Origin of the sequence: Pseudomonas frederiksbergensis, assembly GCF_001874645.1 — a bacterium.
GTDB lineage: Bacteria > Pseudomonadota > Gammaproteobacteria > Pseudomonadales > Pseudomonadaceae > Aquipseudomonas > Aquipseudomonas frederiksbergensis_B.
The window spans coordinates 3418738-3437615 of record NZ_CP017886.1 but is presented as its reverse complement, the minus strand read 5'-3'; the positions used below and the strand labels follow the sequence as shown (position 1 = coordinate 3437615).

The following is an 18878-nucleotide window of genomic DNA, read 5'->3' as shown; positions in this document are numbered from 1 at the left end:
GCGATCTTTCGACTTTCAAGATCAAAGGATCGTCCGAACGCGGCCCGAACCTTCGGCAGCGCCTACGAGGCTCGCATCATTCGACCGAGGCGTCATCCTGGAACTGGTCTTTGACATACTTGATCTCGGTCCTGCCATGGGCCGCGGGCAAGCCGTCTTCGCCCAGGTTGACGAAGACCATCTTCTCGACCGTGAGGATGCTTTTGCGGGTGATCTTGTTGCGCACTTCGCAAGTCAGGGTGATCGAGGTACGACCGAATTCGGTGGCCGTGATACCCAGCTCGATGATGTCGCCCTGGCGCGAGGCGCTGACGAAGTTGATTTCGGAAATGTACTTGGTGACCACGCGCTGGTTGCCCAACTGGACGATCGCGTAAATGGCCGCCTCTTCGTCTATCCAGCGCAGCAGGCTGCCACCGAACAGCGTGCCGTTGGGGTTGAGGTCTTCGGGTTTTACCCATTTGCGGGTGTGGAAATTCATGCTCACTCCTGACCGTCTTGCCAATTGATGCCGGCCATCATGGCAGACCGGGCAGTCATGCTCCATGAGGCTTCTACTATGGTCGCCATTAATGACTTTCATTTGGCCGACAGAAACCCTTTGGAAGTATTGCGCACACGGCTATAATCGCCACCGTTTCAAAACGGTCATCTTCACTTGGTACCGTTTTCCCGCCACCTGTCCGAGGGGCGCTGCAGCAGGTTCGACCTGTCAGGCTCGGATGGGGCGTTGCCTGGCCATGATCGGCTGGACACTAAACGCACAACGGCGCCCATTCGCATACTTACGAATGGAGGCTCTTCATGAGCGCTGTAAACACGCCTGCAGATTTTAACGACTACAAAGTTGCCGACATGTCCCTGGCTGCCTGGGGCCGTCGCGAAACCATCATCGCCGAATCGGAAATGCCGGCCCTGATGGGTCTGCGTCGCAAGTACTCCGCCGAGCAACCGCTCAAGGGCGCGAAGATCCTCGGCTGCATCCACATGACCATTCAGACTGCCGTGCTGATCGAGACCCTGGTTGCCCTGGGTGCCGAAGTACGCTGGTCGTCCTGCAACATTTTCTCGACTCAGGACCAGGCCGCTGCCGCTATCGCCGCTGCCGGCATCCCGGTTTTCGCCTGGAAAGGCGAAACCGAAGAAGAGTACGAGTGGTGCCTTGAGCAAACCATCCTCAAGGATGGCGCGCCTTGGGATGCCAACATGATCCTCGACGACGGCGGCGACCTGACCGAGCTGCTGCACAAGAAGTACCCCGCCATCCTGGACCGCGTCCACGGCGTGACCGAAGAAACCACCACCGGCGTTCACCGCTTGCTGGACATGCTGGCCAAGGGCGAACTGAAAATCCCGGCCATCAACGTCAACGACTCGGTGACCAAGAGCAAGAACGACAACAAGTACGGCTGCCGTCACAGCCTGAACGACGCGATCAAGCGCGGCACCGACCACCTGCTGTCCGGCAAGCAAGCGCTGGTCATCGGTTACGGTGACGTGGGCAAGGGTTCGGCCCAGTCCCTGCGTCAGGAAGGCATGATCGTTAAAGTCTCCGAAGTTGACCCGATCTGCGCCATGCAAGCCTGCATGGACGGCTTTGAACTGGTTTCGCCGTTCATCGACGGTATCAACAACGGCACCGACGCCAGTATCGACAAAGCCCTGCTGGGCAAGATCGACCTGATCGTGACCACGACCGGTAACGTGAATGTTTGCGACGCAAACATGCTCAAAGCCCTGAAGAAGCGCGCCGTTGTCTGCAACATCGGTCACTTCGACAACGAAATCGACACTGCTTTCATGCGTAAAAACTGGGCATGGGAAGAAGTGAAGCCACAGGTTCACAAAGTTCACCGTACCGGCCCTGGCGATTTCGACGCACAGAACGACGACTACCTGATCCTGCTGGCCGAAGGCCGTCTGGTTAACCTGGGCAACGCCACTGGCCACCCAAGCCGCATCATGGACGGCTCGTTCGCCAACCAGGTTCTGGCGCAGATCTTCCTGTTCGGCCAGAAGTACGCCGACCTGTCGCCAGCCCAGAAAGCCGAGCGCCTGACCGTTGAAGTACTGCCGAAGAAACTCGACGAAGAAGTGGCCCTGGAAATGGTCCGCGGTTTCGGTGGCGTGGTCACACAACTGACCAAGCAACAGGCTGAATACATCGGCGTGACCGTCGAAGGCCCGTTCAAGCCGCACGCTTACCGCTACTGATAGGCACAGACTGTCCGCTCCCTCTGTGGGAGCGGGCTTATGTAGGATCCCTGTTTACGGCAGTAGCAAAGCTTGCTAGTGATAGCATCACCACGGTGTTCCTGAAACACCGCGGCGCTTGCATCGCGAGCAAGCTTTGCTCCTACAGTAAGCGCGGCGCCTACAAGGCTTACGCGTTTGCAAGGGTATTCCAATGTCCCAAGACCGCCGCTACAGCTTCGAATTCTTCCCTACGAAGACCGACGCCGGGCATGAAAAGCTCATCGCCACTGCCCGTCAGTTGGCCACGTACAACCCCGATTTCTTCTCCTGCACCTATGGCGCTGGTGGTTCGACCCGTGATCGCACCCTCAACACCGTGTTGCAGCTCGAAAGCGAAGTCAAAGTCCCTGCCGCTCCGCATTTGTCTTGCGTGGGCGACAGCAAGGCTGACTTGCGCGGCCTGCTGGCTCAATACAAGGCAGCCGGCATCAAGCGGATCGTTGCTTTGCGCGGTGACCTGCCTTCAGGCATGGGCATGGCCAGCGGCGAAATGCGCCACGCCAATGACCTGGTGAGCTTCATTCGTGAAGAGACCGGCGATCACTTCCACATCGAAGTCGCCGCTTACCCGGAAATGCACCCGCAAGCACGCAACTTCGAAGACGATCTCACCAACTTCGTGCGCAAGGCCAACGCCGGTGCCAACAGTGCGATCACCCAGTACTTTTTCAACGCCGACAGTTACTTCTACTTCGTCGAGCGTGTGCGGGCGATGGGCGTGAACATCCCGATTGTTCCGGGCATCATGCCGATCACCAACTACAGCAAGCTGGCACGGTTCTCCGACGCCTGCGGTGCGGAAATCCCGCGCTGGATCCGCAAGCAACTGGAAGCCTACGGTGACGACACCCAGAGCATTCAGGGTTTCGGCGAGCAGGTGATCACCGAAATGTGTGAACGCTTGTTGCAAGGCGGTGCACCAGGGCTGCATTTCTATACCCTGAACCAGGCTGAGCCTAGCCTGGCGGTATGGAGTAACCTGAAGCTGCCGCGCTGATATACGCTTAGCATCAGAATGAGGCTCTGGCGAAATCCAGAGCCTTTTTTTTCACTCTCCCAATTCGCCAGGGATGATCGCAGCAGATGTCTACAACTCGCCCAGTCACAAACCCACAGCTGATTTATCTGGTTTACGGTGCCAACACCTATCACCAGGAAGCCGTGTTCAGTATCGCCAGTGCCTTGGCAGGCCTGCGCGAAACTCCAGACGAAGGGTTGGACATTCAAGTCTTCACCGACAACCCTGCGCCTTACCGCGACTTGCCGGTTCGGGTTCGAGAGCTGGATGAAAGCACCCGTCAGGCGTGGATTTCGCCTCATGGTTATCACTTCCGCGCCAAGCACGTAGTGATGCAGCAGGTGCTGCGCGAATCCGAGCGAGCGCTGCTGATCGACACCGACACGTTCTTCCACTGCTCACCGCTGGAACTGTTCCGTCGCGTCGAACCCGGCACCCTGCTGTGCAATGCCTTTGGATTGCAATACGGCACCAATAAAGAGGCGGGGCTGTATCAGACGCTGGCTGGCGTGCTGCAGCAAAGACACCTGGCAGATGACCAGATGCCGCTGCTGAACTCCGGAGTCATCGGCCTTGATCGCGCGGATGCCGGCGTTCTGGATCATTCGATCGCCTTGATGGATGAGCTGTACCCTCTGGCGCAAGGCGCCTATACCCTTGAAGAGTTCTGCCTGTCGGTAGCGGCCTACCGCACAACGCAGGTGCGCGAGTGTCCGGACCTGATCCATCACTACTGGAGCCGTAAGCAGCTGTTTCGCGCCAAGATCAAAGCATGGCTCGACAAGCATGGCGCCGACCCGGTCAGCACCTTCGCGCTGGATGAAACCCGCCTGGTGACCGCGACATTGCCGCGACCACCGACACTCCAACGTCTGGCCTATAAAATCGTAACCCTGGCCCTGCCCAGACATCAGCGCCAGTTCATGCGTGAAATCCTCTACGGCTGCTACCAGCACACCAATCCGTTCGATCAGGCATGCACGCCGGTCTGGTGGGAAAAGGCTCGTGATAACGTCGAGCGTCGCCTCGACAGGCCCCTTGAAAACCATCAGCTCGAACACTGGTTCAACCACCCGATGATTCGTCTGGTGCTGGGCGAGCGCCGCAAGGCCATCTATCTGCATCTGGTGCAGACAAAAGGCGACTAACCCTCGGGCCAGAGGGCGCTCTCTATTAGTTTCCACACCGGGAAAACTAATAGAGAACGCCCCCTAGACCGCCTCTAGCTATTTTACCGGCTCTCGTCGTAATCTCCAGCGATGCCCGTCATTGCCCAATTGCTGACAGCCGTGCTTTTCGCTTGCCTGAGCTTTACCGCTCGGGGCGAGAAGCTGCGCCTTGTCACCGAGCCCTGGGCGCCCTACGTATATGAGGAAAACGGCCAGGCCCTTGGGTTGGATTACGAAACTACGGCGATCGTCTTCCAGCGTTTGGGTATTGAGGTGGAGTGGCAGTTCCTGCCCTGGAAACGCTGCCTGGCCATGCTTGATCAAGGGCTGGCCGACGGCGCGCTGGATATCTTCTACAGCAGCGAACGCGACGCCACCCTGCTCTATCCCGGCGAACCGCTGTCGGAAGTCGAGTTCGTGATGTTCTATGCCAATGATCGCCCTCACCCCTTCCGCACCCTTGAAGACCTGCGCGGCCTGACCATCGGCACCTCGCCCGGCTACCTGTACAGCCAGGAATTCAGGGACTCGATCCTGTTCACCCGCGAGCCTGCGCCGACCCATGAAGCCAACTTCGGCAAGCTTGCACGTGGCCGCATCGACCTGCTGATCACCGACCGCCGGGTGGGGCAAACCCTGCTCGACACCTTGAAACTACGCGACCAGATCAGCGAAAGCCCCTCAGTCATCAGTCACCAAAGCCAGTTTCTGGCCCTGCGTCGCAATGCCGGCATGGACCTGCTGGTGCAGCGTTTCGGCGCCGAGCTCAAGCGCTTCAAGCGCGAGCCGGCCTACGCTGAGCTCAGTGCACGCTATGGCGCCGGCCCGGTACCTGACGCCCCGCTGATCACGCCGCAAGCCAGCAACGGGAAAACCGTTGAGCAGCAGGAAAGCAGCGCTCCGTGATTGCTCTGTTATACTCCGGCCTTCCCGCCAGGCTTACGCCCGGACGCTCGGTCTTGTTTAAGGCATCTCGACACCGCTACAGCGCAGCTTTTCAGCCCGCGCGAGCACTCGAAGATAAGCCTTCAAGCCCCCGCAGGACCGGACGCGATTGCGCTTCTCTCAAACGCCATTCGCGCCAGGCAAGACTATCCCATTGGGCCAAGCCCTAACTAAAACAGGATTACTCATGTCCTTTGCTTCCCTCGGTCTCTCCGAGGCTTTAGTCGGCGCCATTGAAGCTGCCGGCTACACCCAGCCTACTCCGGTGCAACAGCGGGCCATTCCCGCCGTGTTGCAAGGTCGCGACTTGATGGTTGCGGCACAGACAGGTACTGGCAAGACCGGCGGCTTCGCCCTGCCGATTCTGGAGCGCTTGTTCCCCAACGGTCACCCGGACAAATCCCAGCGTCACGGCCCGCGCCAGCCGCGCGTCCTGGTCCTGACCCCAACCCGCGAACTGGCCGCCCAGGTGCACGAGAGCTTCAAGGTCTACGCCCGTGACCTGAAGTTCGTCAGTGCCTGCATCTTCGGCGGCGTTGGCATGAACCCACAGGTTCAGGCCATGTCCCGTGGTGTTGACGTGCTGGTGGCCTGCCCGGGTCGCCTGCTCGACCTTGCCGGCCAAGGCAGCGTCGACCTGTCCCACGTGGAAATCCTGGTACTCGACGAAGCGGACCGGATGCTCGACATGGGCTTCGTCCATGACGTGAAAAAGGTCCTCGCTCGCTTGCCGGCCAAACGTCAGAACCTGCTGTTCTCGGCAACCTTCTCCAAGGACATCACCGACCTTGCCGGCAAGTTGCTGCACAACCCGGAACGCATCGAAGTCACGCCGCCGAACACCACGGTCGAGCGCATCGAGCAACGCGTGTTCCGTCTGGCCGCCAGCCACAAGCGCTCGCTGCTGGCGCACCTGATTACTGCCGGCGCCTGGGAACAGGTTCTGGTCTTCACCCGCACCAAGCACGGCGCCAACCGTCTGGCCGAGTACCTGGACAAACACGGCCTGAGCGCCGTCGCAATCCACGGTAACAAGAGCCAGAACGCTCGCACCAAAGCCCTGGCCGACTTCAAGGCCGGTGAAGTGCGCATCCTGGTGGCCACCGATATCGCCGCTCGCGGCCTGGATATCGATCAACTGCCACACGTGGTCAACTTCGAGCTGCCAAACGTCGACGAAGACTATGTGCACCGTATCGGCCGTACTGGTCGTGCCGGTCGTTCGGGCGAAGCGATCTCGCTGGTTGCCCCGGACGAAGAAAAACTGCTGAAAAGCATCGAGCGCATGACCAAGCAGAAAATCGCCGATGGCGACCTGATGGGCTTTGATTCCAGCGCTGTAGAAGCCGAGAAACCAGAAGTTCGCGAGCGTCCGGATGTGCGTAACCCGCGCAACCCACGTGGCCCACGCGGCGACGGTCCAAACGGCAGCGGCGGTGGCGGCGGTCGTAAAGACAAAGGCAAGGACAAGGGCGGCAAGGAAAAACCGGCTGCCAGCCGTGGCGAACGCCCGGCCCAAAAACCTCGCGAGGGCACTCCGGCCCGTGAACAGCAGCGTCCGGCACCCCGCGCCGCCGCTGACCGTGCACCGGACGAGTTCCTCGACGACGATGTCGATAACTTCGGCAACCGCGTCGACTACGTTCCGCAGCAAAAGGCTCCTCAGGGTCGTGGCCGCCGTCCAGGTGCTCCGGCACAAGGCGCTGCCGCAGGTGCTCCACGCACCGGCCAACCACAAGGTCGCCAGAACGGTCCACGTAACAGCAGCGGCGCCAGCACTGGCACCCCGCCTGCCAAACGCAACGGTCCACGCAGCGGTGCTCCACGTGACGGCCAGGCCCGTCGTGAAGAGTCGCGCAACCGTCGCCCGGCCCGTGACGACGAGCCCCGTCAGGAACCCGCAGTGCAAAACCCACGCGGTACCCAGCCGAAGATCATGCACAAGGAGTCCAAAGCTGATCGCTTCCCGACGCCTGAGCAGCTCGATCAATTGCCAAGCCGCCCACGCGGCGAAAAACCAGCGTTGCTGACTCGCAACCGCTGATTTTTCCCGCTAACAAAAACGCCCCCGATCGCAAGATCGGGGGCGTTTTTGTGTCAGCAACGAAAATTATTTCGCTTGAACACCTTCAAACGAGATGTCCAGGTCCAGGGTCTGGGAAGTAGGACCTGGGCCTTTGATGCCGAACTCGCTCAGCTGCAGGGTAGTCGTGCCGTTGAAGCCGGCACGGTAGCCGCCCCATGGATCCTTGCCTTCGCCGTTGAAGGTTGCCTTGAACACGACTGGCTTGGTCACACCGTGCAGGGTCAGGTCGCCGGTCACGTCAGCGGTTTTTTCGCCAGTGGATTTAACACTGGTGGACACGAACTTGGCTTCAGGGAATTTCGCTGCGTCCAGGAAGTCCGGGGTACGGATGTGCTTGTCACGTTCAGCGTGGTTGGTATCAACGCTGGCAGTTTTCAGGACAACATCGATTTTGCTGGCTTCTGGAGCCTTGGCGTCGAAGCTGAACTTACCGTCCCAATCCTTGAAAGTTCCGTGGATGAAGCTGTAACCCAGGTGGCTGATCTTGAAGTCGACGAAAGCGTGATTGCCTTCCTTGTCGATCTTGTATTCTGCGGCCATCGCTTGCCCTGCCGACAACAGAGCAGTACCGATTGCCAGAGCGGCGAGAGTCTTTTTCAACATGCTTTCTATTCCTTGGGAGTCTAGGTTGAACATCAGGCTTTGCGTCCCAGCATTCGCGCCAGGGTCGCATCACGGTCGATAAAGTGGTGTTTCAGTGCTGCCAGCGCATGGAGACCGGAAAGAATTACCAGCGCCCAGGCCAGATACAGATGAATCGCACCGGCTATGTCTGCCTGGTCCGGTAGACCGGAAATCAGCGCAGGAATCTCAAACAGACCAAACACCGGAATCCCGACACCGTCTGCGGTGGAAATCAGGTAACCGGCTATCATCACAGCGAACAGACTGAGATAGAGAAAGGAATGACCGAGCTTGGCGCCGAGGCGCGTCATGCGGTTATAGCTTTGCAGCGGCGGCGGTGTTGGGCTGATAAAGCGCCACAACACCCGCAGCAGCATGATCGCGAACAGCGTCAGGCCGATGCTTTTATGCAAGTCCGGCGCTTCTTTGCGCCAGCTGCTGTAGTAGTCGAGACCGACCATCCACAAGCCCAGAGCAAACAGACCGAAGACTGCCAGCGCTACGCCCCAGTGCAGAAAGATGCTGACCCAGCCGTAGCGGGAGGAAGAGTTACGTAGCTGCATTGCCCAAATCCTGTAAGAACTGCGACCAAGACTATCGAGTTATCTATCGAATTAAAGCCGAAAATTTCGCTTTGAAATATCGAGAAATACGATCAAGAGTCTGAAAGAGGTGGGTTAAGGAAAGATTAACCCCCCAACGTGCGACACAATCACCAGAAGCTCTAGCGTGCCCTGTCAGGGGATGCGCACGTCAATACAACCACGTAGCGCACCACTGTTTCCATGTGTAAACGCCACAATAGGTTGTCCGCTCGCCTGGCATTGCATAGGCTTGCGCGATTGTATGTCCGCGCATGTCACGGACCGCCTCGAGGAGAGTGAAAATGGGCCTGAATAATCAGTGGATGCAGCGCGATCTCGCGGTTCTGTGGCATCCCTGCACCCAGATGAAAGACCACGAACAGCTGCCGCTGATCCCGATCAAACGCGGCGAAGGCGTCTGGCTCGAAGACTTCGAAGGCAAACGCTACCTCGACGCGGTCAGTTCCTGGTGGGTCAATGTGTTCGGCCACGCCAACCCGCGAATCAATCAGCGGATCAAGGACCAGGTCGATCAACTGGAACACGTGATCCTCGCTGGCTTCAGCCATCAGCCGGTGATCGAGTTGTCCGAACGCCTGGTAAAGATGACGCCGGAAGGCCTGACGCGGTGCTTCTACGCCGATAACGGTTCGTCCTGCATCGAAGTTGCGCTGAAAATGAGCTTTCACTACTGGCTCAACCGCGGCCAGTCGAACAAGAAGCGCTTCGTCACGCTGACCAACAGCTACCACGGCGAAACCATGGCCGCGATGTCGGTCGGCGACGTGCCGCTGTTCACCGAAACCTATAAAGCGCTGCTGCTGGACACCATCAAGGTGCCAAGCCCGGACTGCTACTTGCGTCCCGAAGGCATGAGCTGGGAACAACACTCGCGCACTATGTTCGCCGCAATGGAACAGACCCTCGCCGAAAATCACGAAACCGTTGCCGCGGTGATCGTCGAGCCACTGATCCAGGGCGCTGGCGGGATGCGTATGTATCACCCGGTGTACCTGAAATTGCTACGCGAAGCCTGTGACCGTTACGGCGTGCACCTGATCCACGATGAAATCGCCGTCGGCTTCGGCCGCACCGGGACGATGTTCGCCTGCGAACAGGCCGGCATCCGCCCGGATTTCCTGTGCCTGTCCAAAGCCTTGACTGGCGGTTATCTGCCGCTGGCAGCATGCGTCACCACGGATGAGGTCTACAGCGCTTTCTACGACGACTATCCAACCCTGCGCGCCTTCCTGCATTCCCACAGCTACACGGGCAACCCGCTGGCCTGTGCGGCGGCGTTGGCGACACTGGATATCTTCGAAGAAGACAACGTCATCGAAAACAACAAGGCCCTCGCCCAGCGCATGGCCAGCTCGACCGCGCACCTGGTTGACCACCCCCATGTTTCGGAAGTACGCCAGACTGGCATGGTGCTGGCCATCGAGATGGTTCAGGACAAGGCGAGCAAAACCGCTTATCCCTGGCAGGAACGCCGTGGGCTGAAGGTGTTCCAGCACGCGCTGGAACGTGGCGCGCTGTTGCGGCCGTTGGGCAGCGTGGTGTATTTCCTGCCGCCGTACGTGATTACCCCCGAGCAGATCGACTTCCTTGCCATCGTTGCCAGCGAAGGGATCGATATCGCCACCAGCAACAAGGTCAGCGTAGCGGTGCCGAAAGACTTCCATCCGGGCTTCCGTGATCCGGGCTAACAGCCACTGAGCAACCCTGCGCCGAGCTACATCCGACTTTTTACAGAGAACCCGAATGAGACTGTCCCGCTTCTTTATCGACGCCCCCTTGAGCCTCGGCGAGCATGAATTGCCAGAGGCCCAGGCGCACTACATCAGTCGCGTGCTGCGCATGGCCGAGGGCGATGCGCTGCAAGTGTTCGACGGTTCAGGCCAGGAATTTCGCGGCACGCTGGCGGAAGTCGGCAAGAAACGCGTGCGCGTGGCGTTAACGGAAAGCTTCGTCGGGCAAGTCGAGTCGCCGTTGCAGATTCATCTGGGCCAGGGCTTGTCCCGGGGCGAGCGGATGGACTGGGCGATTCAAAAAGCCACCGAGTTGGGCGTGACTGAAATCACCCCGATTTTCAGTGAACGCTGCGAAGTCCGGCTCAAGGACGAACGCGCTGACAAACGCCTGCAACACTGGCGTCAGGTCGCTATCAGCGCGTGCGAACAATGCGGTCGTTCGCGAGTACCGGTGATCCACCCCCCCCTGTTGCTGGCCGACTGGCTCAAACAATCCGAGGCCGACCTGAAACTGGTGCTGCACCCGGTGGCTGAGCCACTGGTCAGCCATGCAAAACCTTCGACACTGGCGTTCCTGATCGGCCCGGAAGGCGGGTTGTCGGACGTGGAAGTCGATCAGGCCCAAAGCGCCGGTTTCCATTCCGCCCGTCTCGGCCCGCGAGTGCTGCGCACCGAAACCGCGCCCGTGGTGGCGTTGGCCGTGGCTCAGCAGTTGTGGGGCGATTTCTAAAAAACCCTAAGGCGCCATCCCCAACTGATGCTTGACCAGTGCCAATAGCTCTTTGCTATCGATGGGCTTGAGCAGAAAATCCACCACGCTCAAGTGCATGGCATCGATGACATCGCGGGCTTTGGCGTCACCGGAAACGATGATGATCGGCAATGCCGCCCGTTCCGACTCACGCACTTCACGGACCAGTTCCAGACCATTGATGTGACGCATCCGCAGATCCGTGATGAGCAAACCGATCGACTTGTTCGAGTCCAACAGTTTGAGTGCGATTTCGCCACTGGCTGCCGTCATGCTGCGGATGCCATCAAGCGCAAGAATTTCCGAAAGCAGCTCACGCGCGTCCTTGTCGTCATCGACGATCAGCACACGTTGTGCCGGCAAATCCGGTTCGTGCATGACTGCATTCAACGCTTCACGCTCGGCATCGCTCAAAATATCGTGGTCAGACATAAATCTCTCTACATGTTCAGATCAATCCCCTAGCACCATGGTCGGACATCGCTAAGCAGAACTTAAATGTGCGCTGCGCCGGATTGTTTTCCAAGTGGGCCAACCAGCGGTTTGCGCACCTATAGCGTAGGGCATTTCCGAAACCTCGCTTTGTGTACCTAGACTTACGTCCAATGGGCACTCTTCGCGCAGGGGCCGACCATGGCAGTGACTCCGACAACAACACATCGAAAAAGACTGCGGTCATGGTTATGAGTAAAGCGGATGCCTTCACCCAGGCAGGGAAAACCGCGGTGTTGCAGAACATCCAGGGCACCTTGCAGTTCCTTCAGCGTTTCCCGCCGTTCAATCAGATGGAACACGCGCACCTGGCCTACTTGGTCGAACAATGCCAACTGCGCTTCTACGGCCCCGGCGACAGCATCATCAAGCCCGCGGACGGACCGGTTGAGCACTTTTACATCGTCAAACAAGGCCGGGTGGTCGGCGAACGTCCGCACACAGCCAAGGGCGGCACCGAAACCACCTTCGAAATCACCACCGGCGAGTGTTTCCCCCTCGCCGCACTGCTGGGTGAGCGCGCGACCCGCACCGAACACCTGGCCGCCGAAGACACCTTTTGCCTACAGCTGAACAAGCTGGCCTTCATCAAGTTGTTCGCTCTTTCCAGCACGTTTCGCGACTTTGCCCTGCGTGGCGTCAGCAGCCTGCTCGATCAGGTCAATCAGCAAGTCCAGCAAAAAGCCGTGGAAACCCTCGGCACCCAGTACTCGCTCAATACCCGCCTCGGCGAATTGGCAATGCGTCATCCCGTGACCTGTAGCCCGATGACCCCACTGCGCGAAGCCGTGACCCTGATGCACGAGCAACAGGTCGGCAGCATCGTGGTGGTCGATGAGCAAAAAGCCCCACTGGGGATTTTCACTTTGCGCGACTTGCGTCAGGTGGTTGCCGACGGCACCTGCGACTTCAACCAGTCCATCGAGCGGCACATGATCCAGGCGCCGTTTTCCCTAACGCCGGACCACAGCGCATTCGATGCGGCTATCGCCATGACCGAGCGGCATATCGCCCACGTCTGCCTGGTGAAAGACCAACGGTTGTGCGGCGTGGTCTCGGAACGCGATCTGTTTTCCCTGCAACGCGTCGATCTGGTGCACCTGGCACGCGCCATTCGTAGCGCGCCGCGGGTGGAAAACCTGGTGGCGATGCGCGGTGAAATTGGCCAACTGGTCGAACGCATGCTCGCCCACGGCGCGTCCTCGACCCAAATCACCCACATCATCACCTTGCTCAACGATCACACCGTGTGCCGGGTCATCGAGCTGACACTGGCAGATAAAGGCGATCCCGGCGTACCGTTCAGCTGGCTGTGCTTCGGCAGCGAAGGCCGCCGCGAGCAGACGCTGCACACCGATCAGGACAACGGCATTCTCTTCGAAGCGCGTGATGCGGTGCAGGCGGCCGAGATTCGCAGCAAGCTGTTGCCGATCGCCCAGCAAATCAACCAGTGCCTGGCGCTCTGCGGCTTTACCCTGTGCAAGGGCAATATCATGGCCGGCAACCCGGAGCTGTGTTTGTCCCGTGCCGAATGGGCGCGCCGGTTTGCGGCGTTTATCCGCGAAGCAACGCCCGAAAATTTGCTCGGGTCGAGCATCTACTTCGACCTGCGGGTGGTCTGGGGCGATGAGCAAGGCTGCGAGCAGTTGCGCCGCGCGATTCTTGATCAAGTGGCGGACAATCGGCTGTTCCAGCGCATGCTGGCCGAAAATGCCCTGCGCCAACGGCCGCCCGTGGGGCGTTTCCGCGAGTTTGTACTGGCGAAAAAGAACGGCGAAAAAGCCACCCTCGATCTGAAAGTCCAAGGGCTGACCCCTTTTGTCGACGGTGCCCGGCTATTGGCGCTGGCCCATGACATCGGGGCCAACAATACCTTGGAGCGCTTTCGCCAACTGGTGGCCAAAAAAGTCATCGAGCCGCTCGACGGTGCGGCCTATGAGGAGGCCTATCACTTCATCCAGCAAACCCGCATGCAGCAGCATCAGCGACAGACCCGTGAGAATTTGCCCTATTCCAACCGGGTCGATCCGGACAGCTTGAATCATCTGGACCGGCGAATCCTGCGTGAGTCCCTGCGTCAGGCCCAACGCCTGCAAAGCAGCCTGGCCCTGCGGTATCAGCTATGAAGCTGTTTTCCTGGCTGCGCCCTGCCGGCCCGACGTTAACGGCTGAGCAGCAACAGCGCCTGGAACAACTGCCGAGTGCCCAGACGCTGGGCGAATGCAGCCTTCGCGAACAACGCTGGGTGGTGGTCGATCTGGAAACCACCGGGTTGAACCTGAACAAGGACGTAGTGCTGTCGATCGGTGCCGTGGTGATCGAAGACGGCGCGATCGATTTCAGTCAGCAGTTCGAGCGAACCTTGCAGCGCAGTGACCATAAACCGGGGCCTAGTGTGTTGCTTCACGGCCTGGGCCCGAGCGCGATTGCCGCTGGCACTGATCCGCGGGACGCTTTGCTGGATTTCATGGCGTTCGTCGGTGACAGTCCATTGCTGGCGTTTCATGCGCCGTTCGACCAGCACATGCTCGGTCGCGCCTTGAAGGACAGCCTGGGTTATCGCTTGCAGCATCCGTTTATCGACGTTGCCGACATGGCCCCGCTGCTGTGCCCACAGGCGAACATCCGCGAAGCCGGGCTGGACGACTGGATCAACTGGTTCAAGCTGCAAGTTTTCGAGCGCCATAACGCCAGCGCCGATGCCATGGCGACGGCTGAGTTAGCGTTGATCCTGTTCAACCGCGCACGAGCGCAGCAGATTCACAGTCCATTGAATTTGCAACAGCGGTTGAGCCAGTGGAAACGCCGACAGCAAAGCCATTCGTTTTAGGTGTTCAGCGTCTGATTTGGTCTCATCGCACCCTCAAACCCCTCGCCAGTCGCACCGGAACTTACTAGGCTAGACCTCTTGCCCTTGTTCCCTGAATACCGCCGAGGAATGTCCATGTCCGCCCCCAGCATGACCTTGTTCCACAACCCTGCTTCGCCTTACGTGCGCAAAGTGATGGTGCTGCTGCATGAAACCGCTCAACTGGACCGCGTGGCGCTGCAACACAGCCAACTGAGCCCGGTCAGCCCCGATGCCGCGCTGAACCAGGACAACCCGCTGGGCAAGATCCCGGCGCTGCGCCTGGCCGACGGTAACGTGTTGTACGACAGCCGGGTGATCCTCGACTACCTCGACCAGCAACATGTCGGTAACCCGTTGATCCCTCGGGAAGGCCCGGCACGCTGGCGGCGCCTGACCCTGGCCGCGCTGGCCGACGGGATCATGGACGCTTCGGTGATGATCCGTTACGAAGTCGCCCTGCGCGCCCCGGAGAAACACTGGGACCAATGGCTCGACGCCCAGCGCGACAAGATTCGCCGTGCCTTGACGGTGCTGGAAGCCGAGGCCATCGCCGAGCTGACCAGCCATTTCGACGTCGCGGCGATCAGCGTGGCGTGTGCGTTGGGGTATCTGGATCTGCGCCATTCGGATCTGGATTGGCGTGAGGCGAATCCGCAGTTGGCGGCGTGGTATTTCGAGGTGAGTCAACGGGCTTCGATGTTGGCGACGATGCCGAAGGTTTGAATCGGGGGTGAAAGACTAGCAGTTCTGATAGTAGGCAAAAGCTGAAAAAACTCCGATGCTCAAGGCCCGACTTTATGGACCTTTTTCGGAGTTCAGCCAATGTCTGCCTCACCTCGCGAAACCATACTGTGTCGCTACCATTACGATCCGCTGGACCGCTTGGTGGAGTGTGCGCCATCCGCTGAAGCTGATACCCAGCGCTTTTATTGCAAGAGCCGATTGGCAACTGAAATCCAAGGCCTGATGCAGACCAGTGTTTTCCAGCATGAAGATCAGTTGTTGGGACAACAGCAGTCTCAGAGTGGTAGGCGCGATACCACCCTGCTGGCGACTGATCAACAGCGTTCGGTGTTGAACACCCTCAACACGACTCAGCCCCATCCCCTCGCCTACACGCCCTACGGCCATCGCCCAGCGGAAAACGGCTTGCTCAGTTTGCTGGGCTTCAACGGCGAACGGCCGGATCCGGTGACCGGGCATTATCATTTGGGGAACGGCTATCGGCAGTTCAATCCAGTGATGATGCGGTTTAACAGTGCGGATAGTTCGAGTCCGTTTGGGAAAGGTGGCGTGAATCCGTATACGTATTGCCAGGGCAATCCGGTGAATCAAAGAGATCCAACAGGCCGTTGGGTAGTTCCAGTTATCGTTGGACTGGCAACCGTAGCCGCGACCGTTGGGGGCATGGTAATGATAATCAAGTCTGAAAAGGATCCCGCAATGGTAGTTAGCGGCCTTACACTCTTTATTTTAGGCGCAGGGGTAGGAGGATCAACTGCCTTAAGCTTGTTGAAGCGAAGCGCAATCCAAAGAAGAACAGCGCTACAAAACTCATTGCATCACGGATTATCCCCACGGAACGCGATGCAACCCACTCAAACCCGGCCTCAAAGGCACGCAAGATCGATGTCTTCCGCATCAACAAACTCTTTCGATGGAAGTTACTCCTCACGCTCGCAACAGGCCGCAAGTACGCTGAACCATTCAACCCACACGAGAAGGGGCATGGCTTTACCGGATTACGAGTCCCCGCCACCTTACGAACTAATTCAATCACCGCCAACAAGTTTACCGCGTAACGGACCTCCACCACCCTATGCACAAAATCAATCATCTTTAGCAGAATTTCCACCGATTAACAGACATCCACCGTCATATGAACAGGCAATAACTGATATTCGCCAACCGTAGGTGAAACCACTTCATTGGTCGCAGTGCTGCCATGCACTCAGCAGTCAGGCTTATCCGCGACGAAGCGTCTGGCCGGGTTCACCGCCGCGCCAAACTCACGTAATGCCTTGGCACCGATCAGCAGCGGGTAATTGAAACTGCTGCGGTCGGTCAGGTTGACCTCCACCGTGCGCTTGATGCTGCCCAGGCACAGCTCCAGCTCGACAACTGGACGCTTGGCGACGTCGGCCACGTCCTTTTCATCGTCCTCGTCGGCGCGGCTTTTGATTTTGCTGATCCGCAAGACTTTGTGTTCGAAGACCTTGCTGCTTGCATCCTTGGTGCCCAGACGGAAGCGCACCCAGTCTTCGCCATCGCGGGTGAAGGTTTCGATGTCCTTGGCCGACAGGGAAGCCGTCAGCGCGCCTGTGTCCATCTTGGCCTTGAGGACCTGACCACCGATTTCCGGCAGCTTGATGTACTCGTAACGGCCATACAGGGTCGGCTCGGCGGCCATGACCGGCAGGGCCAGAAGGGACAACAAGGCGAGGACAGATTTCACGTAATGGTTTTCCTTCGGAAGAGGGACAGCGGGATTTTAGACCGCTGCCTTTGAATTCGTTCGGCATCGTTGAAGATCAAAAGATCGCAGCCTGCGGCAGCTCCTACGCCGCGATCTCCTGTAGGAGCTGCCGCAGGCTGCGATCTTTTGCGGGTTAACAAAATCTTAAGGGAACCAACATACCCCCAGACAAGTGAAACATTCGTCAGCCACCCGGATTTGGCCTCTGGGCCAAAGCTGCTTATCATTGCGCGCCCAAACGCTTCCAAGAGTTATTTATGCGCCGCCTGCTCACCGGCTGTTTCGTCACCTTACTGCTGTTACTCAACACCCTGGTCCTGTTCGGTCCGCTGATGGTGTTTGCCCTGCTTAAACTGCTCCTGCCAGGGCGTTTTCGTGATGATGCCAGCGCGGCGGTGATGTGGATTGCCGAAACCTGGGCCGAAATCGACAAGCTGATTTTCGCCCTGTGCATCCCCACACAATGGGACATTCGCGGCGGCGAAGGCCTGCGGGTCGACACCTCTTATCTGGTGATCAGCAATCACCTGTCCTGGGTCGACATCCCGGCGCTGATCCAGACGCTCAACCGGCGCACGCCGTTTTTCAAGTTCTTCCTGAAGAAAGAGCTGATCTGGGTGCCGTTTCTGGGCCTGGCCTGGTGGGCGCTGGATTACCCGTTCATGAAGCGCTACAGCAAAGCCTTTCTGGCCCGGCATCCGGAGTTACACGGCAAGGATCTGGACATCACCAAAGCTGCCTGCGAGCTGTTCAAGCGCCAGCCGGTGAGCGTGGTCAATTACCTGGAAGGCACTCGTTTCACCCCGCTCAAACGCACCGAACAGCAATCGCCCTTCAAACACTTACTCAAGCCCAAGGCAGGCGGCGTCGCGTTTGTCCTGGCGGCGTTGGGTGAACAGCTGGATGCAGTGCTCGATGTGACCGTGGTTTATCCACAGGCAAAGATTCCGGGTTTCTGGGACTTGATCAGCGGTGCGGTGCCGCGGGTGATCATCGACATCAAGACCCGTGAGCTGGAACCTGCGTTGTGGCAGGGGGATTACGAAAACGATCCGGCGTTTCGCCAGAGCGTCCAGAACTGGGTCAACCAGCTCTGGACCGAGAAGGACTCACGCATCGACGCTTTGCGCGCCGAGCGGGCTGAATCAGCCGCCGGCGCCCCAGATCCCGCCGAGACTATTGAGTAACGAACCGCCAACGCCCTGCTGACCGAGGTATTGCAGAAGGATCGGGGCAAACTGGCCGACCATCCCGCTGTCCATACCCAGCGCGGTGAAGGCGTTGTTCAGGTCACTGGTGTTCTTGACATTGCCCAGCGCGCTGTCCAGGCCTGCCGACTTACCCGGCGAACCACCGAGCAGGCCGCTCAAGCCACCCAGGCTGCCCAATGCATTGCTGCCCGACAGCTGATCCAGGCCAGGCACTTTATTAGTCAACTGCGAATAATCGGCCGAACCCAGCTGATTCTTTGCCAACCCCAACATGGCGCCGGTGCCGCCAATCGCCTGCTCTGGCGTCACGTTCAGCGAACTCAGCGCACTCAACAGACCGGCTGCTTGCGGGGTCGGTGCTGCGGCAGCCGTCTTGTCGCCGCCCTGCATGCCGGACACGGCACCGGCCACATCGTTCAGGCTGAAGCCTGCGGCGAAGACCGGGCTGGTCGCCAGGGTCATGAGCGAAGCCAAAGCAAAACCGCGTGAAATCTTCATCGAGACGAACTCCTTAACCCTGAAAACCACCTGCAATCAGGTGGTGGAAACCAGCTGTTTGACTGGCCGCGACACTCATTGTTCCCGTCCATTGTGCGCCGCACCGGCCCGTCTGAAATCTAGTTAAAAAATATTATTCATGCGCTGCATCCACTGTTCGCCT

General features: G+C 58.9%; 18 protein-coding genes and 1 riboswitch. Of the genes, 12 read left to right on the top strand and 6 right to left on the bottom strand.

What is annotated here, in order from left to right:
- Window positions 1–76: 76 nt before the first annotated feature.
- On the bottom strand, window positions 77–481 hold the full coding sequence (locus BLL42_RS16470; protein ID WP_071553056.1) for an acyl-CoA thioesterase: 405 nt from the start codon (window positions 479–481) through the stop codon (window positions 77–79).
- A gap of 198 nt (window positions 482–679) precedes the next feature.
- Window positions 680–782: riboswitch (S-adenosyl-L-homocysteine riboswitch) on the top strand.
- Window positions 783–804: 22 nt separating this feature from the next.
- On the opposite strand from BLL42_RS16470, the gene ahcY reads away from it, so the two are divergent.
- The 5 genes from ahcY to rhlE2 all read left to right on the top strand — a co-directional run bounded on the left by ahcY (window position 805) and on the right by rhlE2 (window position 7432).
- Window positions 805–2214, top strand: a complete 1410-nt coding sequence (gene ahcY / locus BLL42_RS16465) for an adenosylhomocysteinase (RefSeq protein WP_071553055.1) — start codon at window positions 805–807, stop codon at window positions 2212–2214.
- Between the two features lie 193 nt (window positions 2215–2407).
- Entirely contained in the window at window positions 2408–3253 is an 846-nt protein-coding gene (gene metF, locus BLL42_RS16460; protein ID WP_071553054.1) for a methylenetetrahydrofolate reductase [NAD(P)H], read from the top strand.
- Window positions 3254–3339: 86 nt separating this feature from the next.
- Window positions 3340–4422, top strand: coding sequence for a hypothetical protein (locus tag BLL42_RS16455; RefSeq protein WP_071553053.1), 1083 nt, complete (start codon window positions 3340–3342; stop codon window positions 4420–4422).
- Window positions 4423–4533: 111 nt separating this feature from the next.
- Entirely contained in the window at window positions 4534–5349 is an 816-nt protein-coding gene (locus BLL42_RS16450) for a substrate-binding periplasmic protein (protein WP_071553052.1), read from the top strand.
- Window positions 5350–5575: 226 nt separating this feature from the next.
- On the top strand, window positions 5576–7432 hold the full coding sequence (rhlE2, locus tag BLL42_RS16445) for an RNA helicase RhlE2 (RefSeq protein ID WP_071553051.1): 1857 nt from the start codon (window positions 5576–5578) through the stop codon (window positions 7430–7432).
- 66 nt (window positions 7433–7498) lie between these two features.
- On the opposite strand, the gene BLL42_RS16440 is transcribed toward rhlE2, so the two are convergent.
- Window positions 7499–8077, bottom strand: coding sequence for a YceI family protein (locus tag BLL42_RS16440; RefSeq protein WP_071553050.1), 579 nt, complete (start codon window positions 8075–8077; stop codon window positions 7499–7501).
- A gap of 32 nt (window positions 8078–8109) precedes the next feature.
- Window positions 8110–8661 carry a cytochrome b gene (locus BLL42_RS16435; RefSeq protein ID WP_071553049.1) on the bottom strand — a complete coding sequence of 184 codons (552 nt, stop codon included), beginning with the start codon at window positions 8659–8661 and terminating at the stop codon, window positions 8110–8112.
- Between the two features lie 323 nt (window positions 8662–8984).
- Between BLL42_RS16435 and BLL42_RS16430 the strand changes: the two genes are divergently transcribed.
- Window positions 8985–10391, top strand: a complete 1407-nt coding sequence (locus tag BLL42_RS16430; protein WP_071553048.1) for an adenosylmethionine--8-amino-7-oxononanoate transaminase — start codon at window positions 8985–8987, stop codon at window positions 10389–10391.
- Between the two features lie 55 nt (window positions 10392–10446).
- On the top strand, window positions 10447–11166 hold the full coding sequence (locus tag BLL42_RS16425; RefSeq protein ID WP_071553047.1) for a 16S rRNA (uracil(1498)-N(3))-methyltransferase: 720 nt from the start codon (window positions 10447–10449) through the stop codon (window positions 11164–11166).
- A 6-nt stretch (window positions 11167–11172) separates the two neighbouring features.
- Here BLL42_RS16425 and BLL42_RS16420 read toward each other — a convergent pair whose 3' ends face one another.
- Window positions 11173–11619 (bottom strand): response regulator, encoded by a 447-nt coding sequence (locus tag BLL42_RS16420; protein ID WP_071553046.1) that lies wholly within the window; start codon window positions 11617–11619, stop codon window positions 11173–11175.
- 245 nt (window positions 11620–11864) lie between these two features.
- Between BLL42_RS16420 and BLL42_RS16415 the strand changes: the two genes are divergently transcribed.
- From BLL42_RS16415 to BLL42_RS29275, 4 genes are all read left to right on the top strand, one after another.
- Window positions 11865–13805, top strand: coding sequence for a putative nucleotidyltransferase substrate binding domain-containing protein (locus BLL42_RS16415; protein WP_071555776.1), 1941 nt, complete (start codon window positions 11865–11867; stop codon window positions 13803–13805).
- Window positions 13802–14509, top strand: a complete 708-nt coding sequence (locus tag BLL42_RS16410; protein ID WP_071553045.1) for a 3'-5' exonuclease — start codon at window positions 13802–13804, stop codon at window positions 14507–14509. The genes BLL42_RS16415 and BLL42_RS16410 overlap by 4 nt, the downstream gene beginning before the upstream one ends.
- Before the next feature lie 114 nt (window positions 14510–14623).
- Entirely contained in the window at window positions 14624–15253 is a 630-nt protein-coding gene (locus tag BLL42_RS16405; RefSeq protein ID WP_071553044.1) for a glutathione S-transferase, read from the top strand.
- 99 nt (window positions 15254–15352) lie between these two features.
- The gene (locus BLL42_RS29275; RefSeq protein WP_081427312.1) at window positions 15353–16444 is read left to right on the top strand and encodes an RHS repeat-associated core domain-containing protein; all 1092 of its coding nucleotides are present in this window, start codon (window positions 15353–15355) and stop codon (window positions 16442–16444) included.
- Window positions 16445–16481: 37 nt separating this feature from the next.
- Here BLL42_RS29275 and rloA2 read toward each other — a convergent pair whose 3' ends face one another.
- On the bottom strand, window positions 16482–16985 hold the full coding sequence (gene rloA2, locus BLL42_RS16395; RefSeq protein ID WP_071553043.1) for a retropepsin-like aspartic peptidase RloA2: 504 nt from the start codon (window positions 16983–16985) through the stop codon (window positions 16482–16484).
- A 278-nt stretch (window positions 16986–17263) separates the two neighbouring features.
- On the opposite strand from rloA2, the gene yihG reads away from it, so the two are divergent.
- Window positions 17264–18193, top strand: a complete 930-nt coding sequence (yihG, locus tag BLL42_RS16390; RefSeq protein ID WP_071553042.1) for a 1-acylglycerol-3-phosphate O-acyltransferase, YihG family — start codon at window positions 17264–17266, stop codon at window positions 18191–18193.
- Here yihG and BLL42_RS16385 read toward each other — a convergent pair.
- Window positions 18152–18715, bottom strand: a complete 564-nt coding sequence (locus BLL42_RS16385) for a DUF2780 domain-containing protein (RefSeq protein WP_071553041.1) — start codon at window positions 18713–18715, stop codon at window positions 18152–18154. The genes yihG and BLL42_RS16385 overlap by 42 nt on opposite strands.
- Window positions 18716–18878 lie beyond the last annotated feature (163 nt).

Bases quoted from the DNA above. Each gene is read 5' to 3' on its own strand.
- BLL42_RS16470 (WP_071553056.1), bottom strand. From the start codon at position 481: ATGAATTTCCACACCCGCAAATGGGTAAAACCCGAAGACCTCAACCCC.
- ahcY (WP_071553055.1), top strand. From the start codon at position 805: ATGAGCGCTGTAAACACGCCTGCAGATTTTAACGACTACAAAGTTGCC.
- metF (WP_071553054.1), top strand. From the start codon at position 2,408: ATGTCCCAAGACCGCCGCTACAGCTTCGAATTCTTCCCTACGAAGACC.
- BLL42_RS16455 (WP_071553053.1), top strand. From the start codon at position 3,340: ATGTCTACAACTCGCCCAGTCACAAACCCACAGCTGATTTATCTGGTT.
- BLL42_RS16450 (WP_071553052.1), top strand. From the start codon at position 4,534: ATGCCCGTCATTGCCCAATTGCTGACAGCCGTGCTTTTCGCTTGCCTG.
- rhlE2 (WP_071553051.1), top strand. From the start codon at position 5,576: ATGTCCTTTGCTTCCCTCGGTCTCTCCGAGGCTTTAGTCGGCGCCATT.
- BLL42_RS16440 (WP_071553050.1), bottom strand. From the start codon at position 8,077: ATGTTGAAAAAGACTCTCGCCGCTCTGGCAATCGGTACTGCTCTGTTG.
- BLL42_RS16435 (WP_071553049.1), bottom strand. From the start codon at position 8,661: ATGCAGCTACGTAACTCTTCCTCCCGCTACGGCTGGGTCAGCATCTTT.
- BLL42_RS16430 (WP_071553048.1), top strand. From the start codon at position 8,985: ATGGGCCTGAATAATCAGTGGATGCAGCGCGATCTCGCGGTTCTGTGG.
- BLL42_RS16425 (WP_071553047.1), top strand. From the start codon at position 10,447: ATGAGACTGTCCCGCTTCTTTATCGACGCCCCCTTGAGCCTCGGCGAG.
- BLL42_RS16420 (WP_071553046.1), bottom strand. From the start codon at position 11,619: ATGTCTGACCACGATATTTTGAGCGATGCCGAGCGTGAAGCGTTGAAT.
- BLL42_RS16415 (WP_071555776.1), top strand. From the start codon at position 11,865: ATGGTTATGAGTAAAGCGGATGCCTTCACCCAGGCAGGGAAAACCGCG.
- BLL42_RS16410 (WP_071553045.1), top strand. From the start codon at position 13,802: ATGAAGCTGTTTTCCTGGCTGCGCCCTGCCGGCCCGACGTTAACGGCT.
- BLL42_RS16405 (WP_071553044.1), top strand. From the start codon at position 14,624: ATGTCCGCCCCCAGCATGACCTTGTTCCACAACCCTGCTTCGCCTTAC.
- BLL42_RS29275 (WP_081427312.1), top strand. From the start codon at position 15,353: ATGTCTGCCTCACCTCGCGAAACCATACTGTGTCGCTACCATTACGAT.
- yihG (WP_071553042.1), top strand. From the start codon at position 17,264: ATGCGCCGCCTGCTCACCGGCTGTTTCGTCACCTTACTGCTGTTACTC.
- BLL42_RS16385 (WP_071553041.1), bottom strand. From the start codon at position 18,715: ATGAAGATTTCACGCGGTTTTGCTTTGGCTTCGCTCATGACCCTGGCG.